Below are 14,102 nucleotides of genomic sequence, written 5' to 3'. Positions count from 1 at the left end.
TTCTCCAGGCGCCTCGAACGGGAAAGGAACGAACGCAGCCATGAACGCACTCGACGAACTCATCGAGGGAGCCCGCGCCGATCTGTCCGTACGCCGACGGCGCGTCTCCCAGGCCGAACTCGCCGACCGGGCAGCGGACGCGGGCCCCGGTCCGGACTGTGTCGCGCTCCTGCGTGGTACCGACGGTGTGAAGGTGATCGCGGAGGTCAAGCGGGCCAGCCCGTCCAAGGGCGAGCTGGCCGAGATCGCCGACCCCGCGGCACTGGCCGCCGCATACCAGGCCGGCGGTGCCGACGCGATCAGCGTCCTCACCGAGGGACGGCGGTTCGGCGGCTCGCTCGGGGACCTGGACGCGGTACGGGCCGCCGTCGACGTCCCCGTGCTGCGCAAGGACTTCATCGTCGACCCCTACCAGCTCTGGGAGGCGCGGGCACACGGCGCGAGTCTGGCGCTGCTGATCGTCGCGGCACTGGAGCCGTCCCAGCTGGGCGAACTGCTGGCGCTGGCGGTCGGGATCGGGCTGACACCGCTGGTGGAGGTGCACGACGAGGAAGAGGCGGAGCGGGCGGTGCTGGCCGGCGCTCGTCTCGTCGGGGTCAACGCGCGGGATCTGCGGACCCTGGAGGTGGACCGCACGACGTTCGCCCGGGTCGCACCCGTGCTCCCGGATGGCGTGGTACGGGTCGCGGAGTCCGGCGTTCGAGGACCTGAGGACGTGAGGGAGTGTGCGACTCACGGGGCGGACGCCGTCCTGGTCGGAGAAGCGCTGGTCACGGGCGGCACTCCCCGGCGATCGGTTGCCGCGCTGGTGGCCGCCGGCCGGCTCAGCCGCCCTGCGCGTGCTTGACGCTGACCGCCGTCCAGTGTTCCAGCACGCCGGCCGCCGCACCCGAGTCCACGGCCTCGGCCGCCAGCTCGACGCCCGCCGAAAGCCGCTCGGCGACCGGGCGCCGACTGGGCCGGAGGGCCGCGAGGCCGGCCGCGGCCGACAGCAGTACGGCATCGCGCACCGGCCCCCGCGCCCCCGCGAACACCTCGCGTGCGACGCGGGCGTTGTGGGCCCGGTCCCCGCCGCGCAGCGCGGCTGCCGGCGCGTGGTCGATCCCGATGTCACGCGGGTCGAAGGTCTCGGCACGGACCTCGGCTCCGACGACCGACCAGACGGTGGAGGTGGTGGTGACGGTCAGCTCGTCCATTCCGTCATCGCCGCGGAAGACCAGCGCGGACACCCCGCGGCGGGCCAGTACTCCGGCCAGCAGTGGTGCCAGTCGCCGGTCCGCAACACCCACCGCCTGGGCCGTGGGCGCCGCCGGATTGGTCAGCGGGCCGAGGACGTTGAAGACGGTGCGGACACCGAGCTCGCGGCGCGGCCCGGCCGCATGCCGCATCGCCGGATGGAAGACCGGCGCGAAACAGAAGGTGATGCCGGTCTCCGTGGCGACCGACGCGACCTCCTGCGGCGTCAGCGTCAGCGCCACCCCCAGCTCCTCCAGCACATCGGCCGACCCGCAGGCCGAGGACGCCGAGCGGTTGCCGTGTTTGACCACCCGCGCACCCGCCGCGGCGGCGACGATCGCCGACATCGTTGACACATTGACGCTGTTCGATCCGTCACCACCGGTTCCGACGATGTCCAGCGTGGGGCCCGGCACATCGAGTGGCACGGCGTGCCGGTACATGGCGCGCACCATGCCCTCGATCTCGTCGACGGTCTCTCCCTTGGCACGCAGCGCCACCAGAAGACCGGCCAGCCTGGCCGCCCCGGCTTTCCCCGACATCACGTCGTCCAGGGCCCAGGCCATGTCGTGAACAGTCAGATTCCTGCGTTCCAGCAGTGCGTTGAGCAGTTCCGGCCAGGTTCGGCCCTGCGGTTCGGCAGTCACGGAAATTCTCCTTGAACGGCGCCAGCGGACGTTTCCTCGTCCAGTCTGCGAAGGGCGCCGAACTCGTTCCAGACCAATGTCCGGCGACCTGTACGGTCCATTCAGTAAGGGGTGGGGCTGGTGGCCCTGCACATGGCAGTAGAGGTGGTCAGGAATTCCAAGCATTCCCTGACCTCGCAGATCCAGGAATTCATCAAGAGAGAGATAGCCGCCGGAATTCTCCATCCGGGCACCCGGCTGCCGTCCAGCCGCCGGCTCGCCGACGACCTCGACGTCTCGCGCAGCGTGGTGGTGGAGGCGTACGGGCAACTCGTCGCCGAGGGCTACCTGGAGGCGACACAGGGCGCCGGCACCAAGGTCGTCGGACATCTCGCGGGGGAGCCTGTCGTCCCCGCCCTGCTGGACGAAGGGCAGGTGCCGCGGGTCGACTGGGACCTCCGCCCCGGCGGCCGCAACACTCCGGCCTTCCCGCGGGGCGAATGGCTGCGCTGCTACCAGCGGGCCGTGCAGGCCGCGGACCCGTCGCACCACGACTACCCGCCGCTGGCCGGCGAACCCTCGCTGCGTCGCGAACTCACCCACTACCTGGGGCGGACGAGGGGAGTGCGCACCTCGCCCGAGGAGCTCATGGTGGTGGCCGGGTTCGCCCAGACGCTCAGTCTGCTCTGTGCCGTGCTGCCGAGCCTGGGCATCGACACCCTCGCGATCGAGGACCCGGGCCATCCGGGCCAGCGCCAGTTCGTCCGCGAGAGCGGGCTGCGGGTGGCGCCGATTCCCGTCGACGGCGAGGGCATCGACGTCGAGGCGCTGGCCGCGTCCGGCGCGCGTGCCGTTCTGGTCACCCCCACCCACCAGTTCCCGACCGGTGTCACCCTGTCCGAGGAGCGCCGCGACGCCCTGGCCCGCTGGGCCCGGGACGTCGGCGGATGGGTGGTCGAGGACGACTACGACGGCGGCTTGTGGTACGAGCGAGGCGCCCGGCCCCTCGCGTTGCAGCGCACGATGCCCGACCGGGTCGTCTACGCCGGTACGGCCAGCAAGGCCCTCTCCCCGGGGCTTCGCCTGGGCTGGCTCGCGGCCCCCGGGAAGATGCTCGACCGGTTGCTCCGGGCACGGGCCCGGCAGGACCTGGGCACCGAGACCCTCACCCAGCTGGCCTTCGCCGAACTCCTGCGCACCGGTCTGTTCGACCGCCACCTGCGACGGTTGAACTCCCTGGCCCGCAACCGCCGTGACGCTCTGGACGAAGCGGTGCGCAGACACCTGGCCGGCGCGGCGGTGCTCGGTCAGAGCGCCGGGCTGCACGCCTACGTACGGCTGCCCCGGCACGTCGACGAGGCGGCACTGGTGGCCGGGGCGCTGCGGCGCTCCGTCCTGGTGCGCGGGGCCGCGGCGTTCCACGCCCGGCCGGGCAGGTCCGCGCCGGCCCTGGTGGTGGGCCACGCGCACCTGCCGCGTTCCGGGGTGGCCGAGGCCGTCCGCGCGATCGGGGAGGTCAGGCGTTGCTGAGTTCCTCCTGCGCGTCCGCCGCCATGGCAAGGAAGTTGCGCATCATGGCGACCCCTCCCGTGGTGGTGATGCTCTCGGGGTGGAACTGCACCGACTCGATGGGCAGCGTGCGGTGCCGCAGCCCCATGACATAGCCGTGATCGGTGGCGACGGCGGTCGTGACGAGCTCTTCGGGTAGCGGCTCGGCGACTATCAGCGAGTGGTAGCGCGTGACTTCGAGGGTGTTGCCGAGCCCTTGGAACAAGCCTTCCCCGTCGTGTCTCACCGTGCTCGTACGCCCGTGCATCACCTGGCCGGCCACCTCGATCCGGGCCCCGTGGGCCAGTGCGACCGCCTGGTGCCCGAGGCAGACGCCGAGCAGCGGTACCTCTCCGGCGAACCGGCGTACGAGTTCGACATGGCCGGACTCGGCGGGATGGCCGGGCCCGGGGCCGAGCACCACCGCGTCCGGACGCGAGGCGGCCAGTTCGTCGGGGGAGCGGGTCAGGGACCGCACGACCTCGGTACGCGCCCCCAGGGTGCGCAGGTACTGGTCGATGATGTGCACGAAGCTGTCGTACGCGTCGATCAGCAGGACCTTCATGCCCGGTACGCCCTTCGGCTCGGCAGTGTTCACGACAGCAACTCCTCGCCGGTCAGGGCCCAGTAGGCGGCCCCCATCTTGGCCAGTGTCTCCCGCCACTCCGCCTCGGGGTCCGACTGCGCGACCATCCCCGCCGAGGCCTGGGTGGAGTACCGGGTTCCGTCGAACTCGACGGTGCGGATGCACAGCGCCAGTTCGCTCCAGCCGCGTACGTCCACCAGGCCGACGGCACCGGCGTAACTGCCGCGCCGCTGCTCCTCCAGGCCGTCGATGATCTCCATGGCCCGGACCTTGGGCGCGCCGGTCATCGTGCCGGCGGGGAACGTCGCGCGTACGGCCTGCCAGGTGTCCACGCCGTCCTCCAGGCGGCCGGTGACGGTGGAGACGAGATGGAAGACGTGCGAGAAGCTCTCCACTGCCATCAGCCGCTCGACCGGCTGGGTGCTGGGGCGGGTCACCCGGCCGATGTCGTTGCGGCACAGGTCGACCAGCATGATGTGCTCGGCCTGCTCCTTGGAGCTCTCCCGCATGTCCTTGATGCGCCGCTGGTTCTCCTCCTCGTCGGGGCCGCGCCGCGCGGTGCCCGCGATGGGGCGCATCACGATCGTGTCGCCCTCGATACGGAAGAACAACTCGGGACTCGCGCCGATCAGCGTGCTGTCCGCGCGAGGCATCAGGTACATGTGCGGAGAGGGGTTGCGGCTGCGCAGCCGGCGGTAGACCTCAAGGGGTGTCAGGGCGGAGCGGACGTCGATGCGATGGCCGATCTGTATCTGGTAGATGTCGCCGACCCTGATGTGCTCCAGACACCGGCCGGCCCACTCCAGGAAGAGTTCCCGGGGCACGGTGTCGTGCACCGACAGGGGGCTGGGCGCCTCGGGGACAGCGGCGGCGGTTCCCGGAACCAGGGCGTCACAGGCCTGCCGGGCCAATGCGACGACATCCACCGGGGGCGGTGCGTCCGCGAAGGCGTCGCTCTCGGCACTCAGCAGGCGAACCCGTCCGGATGCCGGGTCGTACCAGACGGTGTCACGGAAGAGCGTGAGCGTGATGTCCGGTCCCCGAGGCTGCTCGGAGCGGTCCGGCAACTCCTCCATGTGCCAGGCGGACTCGTAGGCGAGGCTGGTCAGGAAGCCGAAGGAGTACGCGGTGGCCGGGACGCCGGTGTCCACGGTGAACAACTCCTGTGCGCGCGACAGCAGACCCCACATCTGGTGGGGGTCGGTGAAGCGCACCGTGTGCACACCGGAGACGGCCGGCAGGGCCGCGGTCATCCCGAGCGAGCCGGCCTCCCGCGCCAGGGCGAGCGCGATCGGCTCCACCCCGTCCAGCTCGACGTACCCGTCGAACACTCTGATCTCGGCCAGCCGGCCGAAGCCGACAACGGCCGAGCGGCGATCCTGGTCGGCGCCGTCCACGCTCTCGAACAGGAACACGTCACGGGCCGGGAGTACCTGCCGTATGAGCGCATACAGATCGAGCGGGTCGTGGCGCGGCAGCCCGGTATCGGCGACCCGGACACCGATCGTGCTGATTTCCGGCATGGTGAACTCCTCGTGAATTCGGTGCCGTTCGACTGGCGTCAGCAAATCAGCGGGCGCGCCGCCGGCACCAGACCAATTCGATTCCCCGGATGCGGGCCATTCCCGATTCGCTTGACCCGGGCAGTCCCGTTGGTTTGAGCTGTTCGACAACCAGCTCGGCCGGCATGCGAGCCATCTTCTGTTCGTCACTCGCACGGAAGGCAGCAATGAGAACTCCGATGGAACCCGAAACGAAGAATCACGGCAGCGAGTCCTGGCGCCGTTTCCCCGCGGCCCAGCAGCCGGAATGGCCCGACGAGGCCGCATTGCGTGCTGTGCTGAAACAGTTGACGCTGGCGCCGCCCCTGGTTTTCGCCGCCGAATGCGATCTGCTGCGTCGCAGGCTGGGCGCGGTCGCCCGGGGCGAGGCCGTTCTGCTCCAGGGGGGCGACTGCGCGGAGACCTTCGGGCGGACGACGTCCGAGGCGATTCACGGAAAGCTCAGGACTCTCCTGCAGATGGCCGTCGTGCTCACCCATGCCACGGCCCTGCCGGTCGTCAAGATCGGCCGGATGGCCGGCCAGTACGCCAAGCCGCGCTCCAGCGCGACGGAGTGCCGGGACGGGGTGGAACTGCCCTCCTACCGGGGCGACGCGGTGAACGGACTGGAGTTCACCGCCGAGGCCAGGCGGCCCGACCCCGCCCGCCTGCGGATGATGTACGAGTCGTCGGCCACCACGCTCAATCTCGTTCGTGCCCTGACCACCGGCGGATTCGCCGACCTGCGCCAGGTGCACGCCTGGAACCAGGGCTTCGTGGCGACCTCACAGGTCGGCGAGCGCTACGAACGGCTGGCCGACGAGATCGACCGCACCCTGGCCTTCATGCACGCCTGCGGGGTCGACACCCGGGAGCTCGGCACCGCCGAGTTCTTCGTCGGCCACGAGGGGCTGCTGCTCGACTACGAGTCCGCCCTGACCCGCGTCGACGCCGCCACCGGCCGCTCGTACGCCACCAGTGGTCACCTGCTCTGGATCGGGGAGCGAACCCGGGACCTGAACGGGGCGCACGTCGAGTACTTCTCCCGGGTGGCCAACCCCATCGCGGTGAAGCTGGGCCCCACGGCCGATGCCGACGCGGTCATGGGTCTGCTCGACCGGCTCGACCCGGACCGGGAGCCCGGCAGGCTGACGTTCGTGGTGCGGGCCGGCGCCGAACGGGTCCGCGACCTGCTGCCCACCTTGGTGGAGAAGGTCAAGGCGGAGGGCGCACAGGTCTGCTGGATCAGCGATCCGATGCACGGCAACACCATCACCGCGGCGAGCGGCCACAAGACCCGCAGGTTCGACGCGATCGTGGACGAGGTCCGTGGCTTCGTCGAGGTCCATCACGCACTGGGGACCCACCCCGGCGGCATCCACGTGGAACTCACCGGAGACGACGTCACCGAGTGCGTCGGGGGCGGCAACGCGATACTCCCCGAGCACCTGCACCACCGCTACGAAACCGCCTGCGACCCCCGCCTCAACCACACCCAGTCCCTGGACCTGGCCTTCCTGCTGTCCGAGATGTACCGCGAACGACCGGCCGGCTCAGGAGGAACCGCTCGCTGACGCCGTGAGCACGGCGAAGGGAGGGCGCTCGGCCAGATAGAAGTGGCCTCCGGGCAGTGTCCGCATCCGGAACGGCCCCCGGGTCGCGTCCCGCCAGGCGGCTGCCTGACGGGAGTCGACCCGGGGGTCCATGTCACCGACGATCGCTGTGACGGCGGTCGACAGCCGGGCTCGTTTCGGCGCCCGGTACGAAGCGAGCATCCGGAAGTCGGCCCTGATGTACGGCATCACCAGATCGACGAACGCCGGATTCGCCAGGAGCTCGGCGTCCGTGCCGCCCAGCTCGACCAGTGTCGCGGTGATCGAGGCGTCGTCCCAGGTGTCGGCGCGATCGGGGCGCATCAGGTGCGGCGCCCGGGCGCTGGAGGCGAACACATGACCGGGCGCACATCCCGCTTCCTCCAGAGCCGCGGCCACCTCGTACGCGACGATGGCACCCATACTGTGTCCGAAGAGAACGGTGGGCCGTCCGTCGCGCATCAATTCCCGCACGGCGCCGGCGATGTCGGCGGCCATGCCGAGAAGGTCGGTGGGGGGAGGTTCGGCCATCCGCTCGGCGCGCCCGGGGTAGCAGACCGTGTGCACCTCGAAATCCCGGAGCGCCTTGCCCCACCCCCGGAAGAAGTAGGGCGACCCTCCGGCGTGCGGGAAACAGATCAGCCGCCGCGCTGCAAACGGTTGCGGCTCGACCAACTGCGTCCACACCATCCTGCCCCCCAAGATCGGTTGCTCCGGCGTCCTGTGCGTGCGCACCGAGGATCCAGCCTATGGCTGACAGAGCCCTGACAGAGACGCGGCAGCTGCCGGCACCTCAGCCCGGTGTCAGCGCGCCCCGTGTGGCCGACGCGCCGTAGGCCGTGGTGAGCAGGGACTGCACGGTGGCCGGGTCGGCGTCGTAGGTCTGGGTGCCGACCGTCGCGAGGGCCAGGGAGGCCAGCACGGAGCCCGTCTGTGCGCAGCGCACCGGGTCCAGGCCCGCCGCCAGGGAGGACAGGTAGCCGGCGCGGTAGGCGTCGCCCACCCCGGTGGGGTCGGCGACCGCGGTCGCCGGGGCCGCCGCCACCTCCGCCGCGGGCTGCCCGGCCCGTTCGACCCGGCTGCCCCGGCCGCCCAGGGTGGTCACCCAGGTGCCCACCCGGCTGAGGACCTCGGCGTGCGACCAGCCGGTCTTGCGGAGCAGCAGCCCGTGCTCGTACTCATTGGTGAACAAGTGGTCGGCGCCGTCCACGAGTTCCCGCACGTCGGGGCCCTCCAGCCGGGCCAGCTGCTGGGAGGGGTCGGCCAGGAACGGGATCCCGAGGGTGCGGCAGGCGCGGGTGTGCCGGACCATCGCCGCCGGGTCGTCCGCGCCGATCAGGACGACGTCCACGCCGTCCCGGGACCGGACGGTCTCGGCGAGGTCGATCGCGGCGGCCTCGGTCATCGCACCCGGGTAGAAGGAGGCGAGCTGGTTGCCGTCCGGGTCCGTGGTGCACAGGAACCGGGCCGTGTGGCGGGTGGCGGACACCAGGACGGCACCGGTGTCCACGCCCAGGGCCGCCAGCCGGGCGCCGTAGCCCTCGAAGTCGGCGCCGACCGCCCCGACCAGCAGCGGACGGTGGCCCAGCCGGGCCAGCCCGTAGGCGATGTTGGCCGCCACACCGCCCTCCCGGATCTCCAGGGTGTCCACCAGGAACGACAGCGACACCCGGTCCAGGCGGTCGGCCAGCAACTGGTCGGTGATGCGGGCCGGGAACGTCATCAGATGGTCGGTGGCGACGGACCCGGTGACGGCGATCCTCATCTCACCCTCCCGCACCTCACCCGTCCGCATCTCACCCTCCCACCGCGGCCCGCAGTGCCTCCGCCCGGTCCGTGCGCTCCCAGGTGAAGTCGGGCAGCTCGCGGCCGAAGTGGCCGTAGGCCGCCGTCCGGGCGTAGATCGGGCGGAGCAGGTCCAGGTCGCGGATGATCGCGGCCGGACGGAGGTCGAACACCTCGGTGACGGCCGACTGGATCCGCTCCACGGGTACGGTCTCGGTGCCGAAGGTCTCGACGAAGAGGCCGACGGGCTCCGCCCTGCCGATCGCGTACGCCACCTGCACCTCGCAGCGGGAGGCGAGGCCGGCCGCCACCGCGTTCTTGGCGACCCAGCGCATCGCGTACGCGGCGGAGCGGTCCACCTTGGAGGGGTCCTTGCCGGAGAAGGCGCCGCCGCCGTGCCGGGCCATGCCGCCGTAGGTGTCGATGATGATCTTGCGGCCGGTCAGGCCCGCGTCGCCCATCGGGCCGCCGATCTCGAACCGGCCGGTCGGGTTGACCAGCAGCCGGTAGCCCTCGGTGTCCAGCTTGATGTCCCCCTCGCCGAGCGCCCTCAGCTCCGGCTCCACGACGAACTCGCGGATGTCGGGGGCGAGCAGCGACTCCAGGTCGATGTCGGAGGCGTGCTGCGAGGAGACGACGACCGTGTCGAGGCGTACGGCCTTGTCGCCGTCGTACTCGATGGTGACCTGCGTCTTGCCGTCCGGACGCAGGTAGGGGATCGTGCCGTTCTTGCGGACCCGGGTCAGACGCTCCGCCAGGCGGTGGGCGAGCCGGATCGGCAACGGCATCAGCTCCGGCGTCTCGTCGGTCGCGTAGCCGAACATCAGGCCCTGGTCCCCGGCGCCGCCGGTGTCGACACCCTGCGCGATGTCCGGGGACTGCGCCCCGATCGACACCGACACTCCGCAGGAGGCACCGTCGAAGCCCTTCTTGGAGGAGTCGTAGCCGATCTCCAGGATCTTGTCGCGGACCAGGGTCGCGATGTCCGCGTAGGCCGTGGTCGTCACCTCGCCGGCCATGTGCACCAGGCCGGTGGTGATGAGCGTCTCCACGGCGACCCGGGAGGCCGGGTCCTCGCGCAGCAGCGCGTCGAGAACGGTGTCGCTGATCTGGTCGGCGATCTTGTCGGGATGACCCTCGGTCACGGACTCCGAGGTGAACAGACGACGGGTCATGGTGCGGGCGTCTCCTTACCCGGGCGAGTGGGGGGCGGTGCGGGGGCACCGCGCCGCCCCGGCGGACGGGGAGGCGCGGTGCCGGACTGGGGAAGCGGCCGTCAGCTCTCCGGGTGGTGCACGGCGAACACCGTGTACGCGTGCGGGTCGGGCTTGCCCAGCGCGGCGGCCCGGTCCCGGTACACCTGGACGTCCGGGTCGGCCATGGTGGCCTTGATGTCGCCCTTGCTGCGCCACTGCGCGTAGTAGACCAGGCGCTTGCCGTCCAGGCTGGTCATGATGTTGACGGAGATGCAGCCGGGCCGGTGCCGGATGAACTTCTCGGCGCCCTCGCTGAGCACCTCGGCCAGCTCCTGCTGCTTCTCCGGCTCCACCTCGAAGACGTTGATCATGGCGAAGGTGCCGTCGTCGGTGCGGATGATCGTTTCTGACATGGGTCGTATTCCTTTCGTGAACAGGTGGTTGAACGGTCGACCGCCCGGCGGGCGCCGGTCGGCGACGGCTCGGGGGACGGGAAGCGGCCGGCGGCCGTCAGGGGGCAGGTGCGGCCCATGCGCGGGCCACCTCGACCGCCTGCGCCGGATTGAGCCGCGGGTCGCACAGGGACGCGGGGACGGCCCGGCACGCGGTCCGCGCGGCCTCGGTGTCGAGTTCCGCCGGATCCGCCCAGACGCACTCGGCGACCTCGTGCGGCGTGGTCTCCAGGTGCAGCCCGGCGGGCGTGCCGCCGGACTTGGCGACGACCTCCAGAAACGCCCGGACCTCCGCCACCACCGTCCGCACCGAACGGACCTTGACGCCCGACGGCGACTTGACGGTGTTGCCGTGCAGCGGGTCGCACAGCCACGCCACCCGGTGTCCCGCCTCGCGTACGGCGGTGACCAGCGGCGGCAGCGCGTCGCGGACCGCCGCCGCGCCCATCCGGGAGATCAGCGTCAGCCGGCCCGGCTCGCGGCCCGGGTCCAGCCGGGCGCACAGCGCGAGCAGATCCTCCGGCCGGGTCGCCAGCCCGACCTTGCACGCCACCGGGTTGGTCACATGCGCCAGCATCCGGGCGTGCGGGCCGTCCGGGTGGCGGGTGCGCTCGCCGATCCACGGCAGGTGTGTGGAGGCCAGCAGGATGTGGCCCGCGGTGGTACGCCGCAGCAGCGGCAGCTCGTAGTCCAGCACCAGCGCCTCGTGGCTCGTCCACACCGGCGCCCCGGTCGGCAGCGCCCAGTCGCTGGTGCGCTGCCGCAGATACGTCACCGCACGGTGGGCGGCGTAGTAGCACTCCAGCATGCGCCGGGGGTCCGGGCGGCGGGCCGCGGCGGTGGGCTCGGGGCCGTTGACCAGATGGCCGCGGTAGACCGGCAGTTCCACACCGCCGACCTGCTCCGTGCCGGCGCTGCGCGGCTTGGCGAACTGACCGGCGATCCGGCCGATGCGGACCACCGGCTGCCCGGTGCCCGCCACCATCACCCCGGCCAGGGCGTCCAGCAGGCCCGCCTTGCGCATCACCGTCGCCGGTGCGCACTCGGCGGGGTCCTCGGCACAGTCGCCTGCCTGGATCACCAGATAGTGGCCGGTGGCGGCCTCGGCGAGCAGGGTCCGCAGCAGACGGACCTCCTCCCAGGTCACCAGGCCGGGCAGCCGGGCCAGTTCGGCGCGGGCCGCCGCGACCTGGACGGGGTCGGCCCAGTCCGGCTGCTGTTCGGCGGCGCCCAGGTCGCGTGGGAAGTCCTCGTCCAGGTCGTCGAGGGGCACCTCGACGCCGAGCGAGTGCAGTGGATATCCGGGGCGGGAGAGCCCGATCACGCTCGTCCTCCTGCGGTTCGGGGCGGGGGCGGACGGTGGCCCCCGGCGGTACGCCCGCGTCGGGGCGCGTACGGCGATCCGGTGGGCGTCATCGGAGCGTCGACTCCTCGGTGGGCAGCCGCCGTGCCAGCGTCAGGCCGTCGGCGACCGCGAGTATGACCAGCTCCACGCGTTCGTCCTTGCGGGCGTGCTCGTTGAACGCGTGCACGGCGGCCGGCTTCTCGCCGGGGAAGGGGTCGACCACCTGACCGCTGAAGAGCGTGTTGTCGACGAGGATCAGCCCGCCCGGCCGTATGCGCGGGACCAGCTGCTCCCAGTAGTCGATGTAGCCCGGCTTGTCGGCGTCGATGAAGGCGAGGTCGAGGTGCGGTTCGGCGGGCAGGGCGCGCAGGGTGTCCGAGGCCGGGCCGAGGCGCAGCTCGATACGGTCGGCGACACCGGCCCGGTCCCAGAACTCCTCGGCCAGCGCGGTCCATTCGGCGGAGACGTCGCAGGTGATCAGGGAACCGCCCGGGGGCAGGCCGCGGGCCAGGCAGAGCGAGGAGGATCCGGTGAAGGTGCCCACCTCGACGATGGTCCGGGCGTCCAGCAGCCGCACCAGGAAGGTCAGCAGCGCGGCCTCCTCCGGGGCGACCACCATGTGCGCCTGGTCGGGTATCGCCGCCCGGGTCCGCTCCTCCAGTTCCACCAGGAGCGGGTCGGGACTCATCCTGCCCTGGGTGAGCAGGTAGTCGTGCAGCTCGGGTGTGAGCGGGATGTTCCTGAGCGTGTCGTTCCGCAGCACGAGTACTCCCGGTGGTTGTAGGGGGTTGGGTGCGTGGGCGAAGAAGGCGGGGCAGAAGAGGGGACACGCGGGTCGGAGCAGGTCGAAGCGGGCGGAGCGGGCCGGGCGGCTCCGCGGGGTCGCCGGGTCCGGCGGTCGGGGCCGGTGGTGGAGGCTGTGGGGTCCGGCGGGTGGTGCGGTCGGGTGTGGCGGTCGGGCCGTGGAGCCCGGTGGCCGGGGTGGTCCGGTCCGGCACTTCGGACCGTGGGTCCGGCGGTGGAGGCTGCCGGCCCGGCCGTTCGGGCTGTGCGCGCCTGCCGGTCGGTGGCGCCCGGTCCGGCGGTTGACGCTGCCGGGCCCGCCGGTTCCGGCCACCGGCCGCTGGTCGGGCTTCCCGGGCTCGCCGGGTCCGGCTGCGGCTTCGGCGGTCGGGCCTGCCGGGGTGAGTCGTTTCGGCTGTGACCCCGCCGGGTTGGGGCTGCCCGTGGTTCAGGTGGGTGTGCCGGTCGTGGTCGGCCAGGTGGCGTAGGCGTGGCGGACCGCCTCCGTCGGTCGGGGGAGGTCGGCGATGGCGCCGCGCAGGTCGCCGGCGCAGTGCAGTTCGAAGCGGCGGCGGCCGGGCCGCCGGGGCTCGCGGACGAAGTACGTGACGGTGGAGCCGTCCCGGCCGCCCTCGTGCGGATTGTGTCCGCCGCCCTCCCACAGCAGCCCGGCCTCGGTGTGCCAGGCGGTGACGAGCCGGCGCAGCAGCGGACCGGAGGGCCGGGGCATGACGAATGCGGTGTGGTTCTCGAAGCCGTACGCGGCCTCGTGCACCGCGATCCGGTCCTCGAACGCGGCGCTGTCGCGCGGGAAGAGGAAGACCTCCACCGCGGGGTGCCGCCGCCCGTCCGGTAAGTCCAGCCGCAGCCGGGTGATGTGCACCTCGCATGCCGCGGGGTCCAGCCCGTGACGCTCCGCCAGGCGGGCGCGCACCACGGTGCTGGGCACGGTCGGCAGGGGATCCAGCCCCCGCGCCCGCAGGTCACGCAGGCCCGCCGCGAGGGTGGTGGGGAACAGCAGGACGGCGCAGTGGTCGAAGACGCACTCCCGCTCGGTCAGCGCCGCCCCGGTGCCGTGCGGCGCCGGCGCGACGAGTTCGGACGCCGACGCCGTGGCGGCGAACCGGGCGTCACGGATCACAGCGTCCAGGCGGCGCAGGTCTGCCGCCCGGAAAGCCTCTTCCACGGCCGGTCCGTCGGTCGGACGGGATTGCCGGTCGGTGGTGCCAGAGGAATGTACGAAGGCCATCGATACCTCCTGCCTCAGGGCCGTGGGAATTCTGTGTCGCCGCGTGCTTTCCGGACAAGGGCGATTTGGTGCTGCCGGGCTCCAGCGGCCCGAAAAAGGACGGCCGCGCCGCCTTACGGCCGCCCTCATCAGGGAAAATGCGGCGCATCGGCTTTCCCGATGG

13 protein-coding genes are annotated in these 14,102 nt (G+C 71.9%); 3 read left to right on the top strand and 10 right to left on the bottom strand.

The window, feature by feature from the left end:
• The first annotated feature begins 40 nt into the window (after positions 1-40).
• Positions 41-847: an indole-3-glycerol phosphate synthase TrpC gene (trpC, locus tag ACIGXP_RS30675; RefSeq protein ID WP_399773818.1), complete on the top strand. Its 807-nt coding sequence runs from the start codon at positions 41-43 to the stop codon at positions 845-847.
• Here the strand turns inward: trpC and trpD are convergent.
• Positions 825-1,883, bottom strand: a complete 1,059-nt coding sequence (trpD, locus tag ACIGXP_RS30670) for an anthranilate phosphoribosyltransferase (RefSeq protein ID WP_399773816.1) — start codon at positions 1,881-1,883, stop codon at positions 825-827. The two genes, trpC and trpD, sit on opposite strands and share 23 nt — an antisense overlap.
• A gap of 132 nt (positions 1,884-2,015) precedes the next feature.
• On the opposite strand from trpD, the gene ACIGXP_RS30665 reads away from it, so the two are divergent.
• Positions 2,016-3,392, top strand: coding sequence for a PLP-dependent aminotransferase family protein (locus ACIGXP_RS30665; RefSeq protein ID WP_399773812.1), 1,377 nt, complete (start codon positions 2,016-2,018; stop codon positions 3,390-3,392).
• On the opposite strand, the gene ACIGXP_RS30660 is transcribed toward ACIGXP_RS30665, so the two are convergent.
• Both ACIGXP_RS30660 and ACIGXP_RS30655 read right to left on the bottom strand, forming a co-directional pair.
• On the bottom strand, positions 3,379-3,975 hold the full coding sequence (locus ACIGXP_RS30660) for an anthranilate synthase component II (protein ID WP_399773912.1): 597 nt from the start codon (positions 3,973-3,975) through the stop codon (positions 3,379-3,381). The two genes, ACIGXP_RS30665 and ACIGXP_RS30660, sit on opposite strands and share 14 nt — an antisense overlap.
• Before the next feature lie 29 nt (positions 3,976-4,004).
• Positions 4,005-5,519: an anthranilate synthase component I family protein gene (locus tag ACIGXP_RS30655; RefSeq protein WP_399773810.1), complete on the bottom strand. Its 1,515-nt coding sequence runs from the start codon at positions 5,517-5,519 to the stop codon at positions 4,005-4,007.
• A gap of 218 nt (positions 5,520-5,737) precedes the next feature.
• Here ACIGXP_RS30655 and ACIGXP_RS30650 point away from each other — a divergent pair, with 218 nt between their 5' ends.
• On the top strand, positions 5,738-7,111 hold the full coding sequence (locus tag ACIGXP_RS30650; RefSeq protein WP_399773807.1) for a class II 3-deoxy-7-phosphoheptulonate synthase: 1,374 nt from the start codon (positions 5,738-5,740) through the stop codon (positions 7,109-7,111).
• On the opposite strand, the gene ACIGXP_RS30645 is transcribed toward ACIGXP_RS30650, so the two are convergent.
• From ACIGXP_RS30645 to ACIGXP_RS30615, 7 genes are all read right to left on the bottom strand, one after another.
• Positions 7,091-7,819 carry a thioesterase II family protein gene (locus ACIGXP_RS30645; protein ID WP_399773804.1) on the bottom strand — a complete coding sequence of 243 codons (729 nt, stop codon included), beginning with the start codon at positions 7,817-7,819 and terminating at the stop codon, positions 7,091-7,093. The genes ACIGXP_RS30650 and ACIGXP_RS30645 overlap by 21 nt on opposite strands.
• 103 nt (positions 7,820-7,922) lie before the next feature.
• The gene (locus ACIGXP_RS30640) at positions 7,923-8,894 is read right to left on the bottom strand and encodes a carbohydrate kinase family protein (protein WP_363218922.1); all 972 of its coding nucleotides are present in this window, start codon (positions 8,892-8,894) and stop codon (positions 7,923-7,925) included.
• 31 nt (positions 8,895-8,925) lie between these two features.
• Entirely contained in the window at positions 8,926-10,089 is a 1,164-nt protein-coding gene (metK, locus tag ACIGXP_RS30635; protein WP_399773800.1) for a methionine adenosyltransferase, read from the bottom strand.
• Positions 10,090-10,190: 101 nt separating this feature from the next.
• A complete protein-coding gene (locus ACIGXP_RS30630) occupies positions 10,191-10,523 on the bottom strand; it encodes an antibiotic biosynthesis monooxygenase family protein (protein WP_363216354.1) in 333 nt (110 codons plus the stop codon).
• Between the two features lie 97 nt (positions 10,524-10,620).
• A complete protein-coding gene (locus tag ACIGXP_RS30625) occupies positions 10,621-11,820 on the bottom strand; it encodes a 3-deoxy-7-phosphoheptulonate synthase (RefSeq protein ID WP_399773909.1) in 1,200 nt (399 codons plus the stop codon).
• A gap of 154 nt (positions 11,821-11,974) precedes the next feature.
• On the bottom strand, positions 11,975-12,670 hold the full coding sequence (locus ACIGXP_RS30620; protein WP_399773797.1) for an O-methyltransferase: 696 nt from the start codon (positions 12,668-12,670) through the stop codon (positions 11,975-11,977).
• 468 nt (positions 12,671-13,138) lie between these two features.
• Positions 13,139-13,876, bottom strand: coding sequence for a hypothetical protein (locus tag ACIGXP_RS30615; protein ID WP_399773795.1), 738 nt, complete (start codon positions 13,874-13,876; stop codon positions 13,139-13,141).
• Positions 13,877-14,102: the final 226 nt, after the last annotated feature.

Source organism: Streptomyces sp. NPDC053069, assembly GCF_044546895.1.
GTDB lineage: Bacteria > Actinomycetota > Actinomycetes > Streptomycetales > Streptomycetaceae > Streptomyces.
This window is presented reverse-complemented; position numbering and strand designations above follow the sequence as displayed.

Bases quoted from the DNA above. Each gene is read 5' to 3' on its own strand.
- trpC (WP_399773818.1), top strand. From the start codon at position 41: ATGAACGCACTCGACGAACTCATCGAGGGAGCCCGCGCCGATCTGTCC.
- ACIGXP_RS30630 (WP_363216354.1), bottom strand. From the start codon at position 10,523: ATGTCAGAAACGATCATCCGCACCGACGACGGCACCTTCGCCATGATC.
- ACIGXP_RS30660 (WP_399773912.1), bottom strand. From the start codon at position 3,975: ATGAAGGTCCTGCTGATCGACGCGTACGACAGCTTCGTGCACATCATC.
- ACIGXP_RS30655 (WP_399773810.1), bottom strand. From the start codon at position 5,519: ATGCCGGAAATCAGCACGATCGGTGTCCGGGTCGCCGATACCGGGCTG.
- ACIGXP_RS30640 (WP_363218922.1), bottom strand. From the start codon at position 8,894: ATGAGGATCGCCGTCACCGGGTCCGTCGCCACCGACCATCTGATGACG.
- metK (WP_399773800.1), bottom strand. From the start codon at position 10,089: ATGACCCGTCGTCTGTTCACCTCGGAGTCCGTGACCGAGGGTCATCCC.
- ACIGXP_RS30650 (WP_399773807.1), top strand. From the start codon at position 5,738: ATGGAACCCGAAACGAAGAATCACGGCAGCGAGTCCTGGCGCCGTTTC.
- ACIGXP_RS30645 (WP_399773804.1), bottom strand. From the start codon at position 7,819: ATGGTGTGGACGCAGTTGGTCGAGCCGCAACCGTTTGCAGCGCGGCGG.
- ACIGXP_RS30665 (WP_399773812.1), top strand. From the start codon at position 2,016: ATGGCAGTAGAGGTGGTCAGGAATTCCAAGCATTCCCTGACCTCGCAG.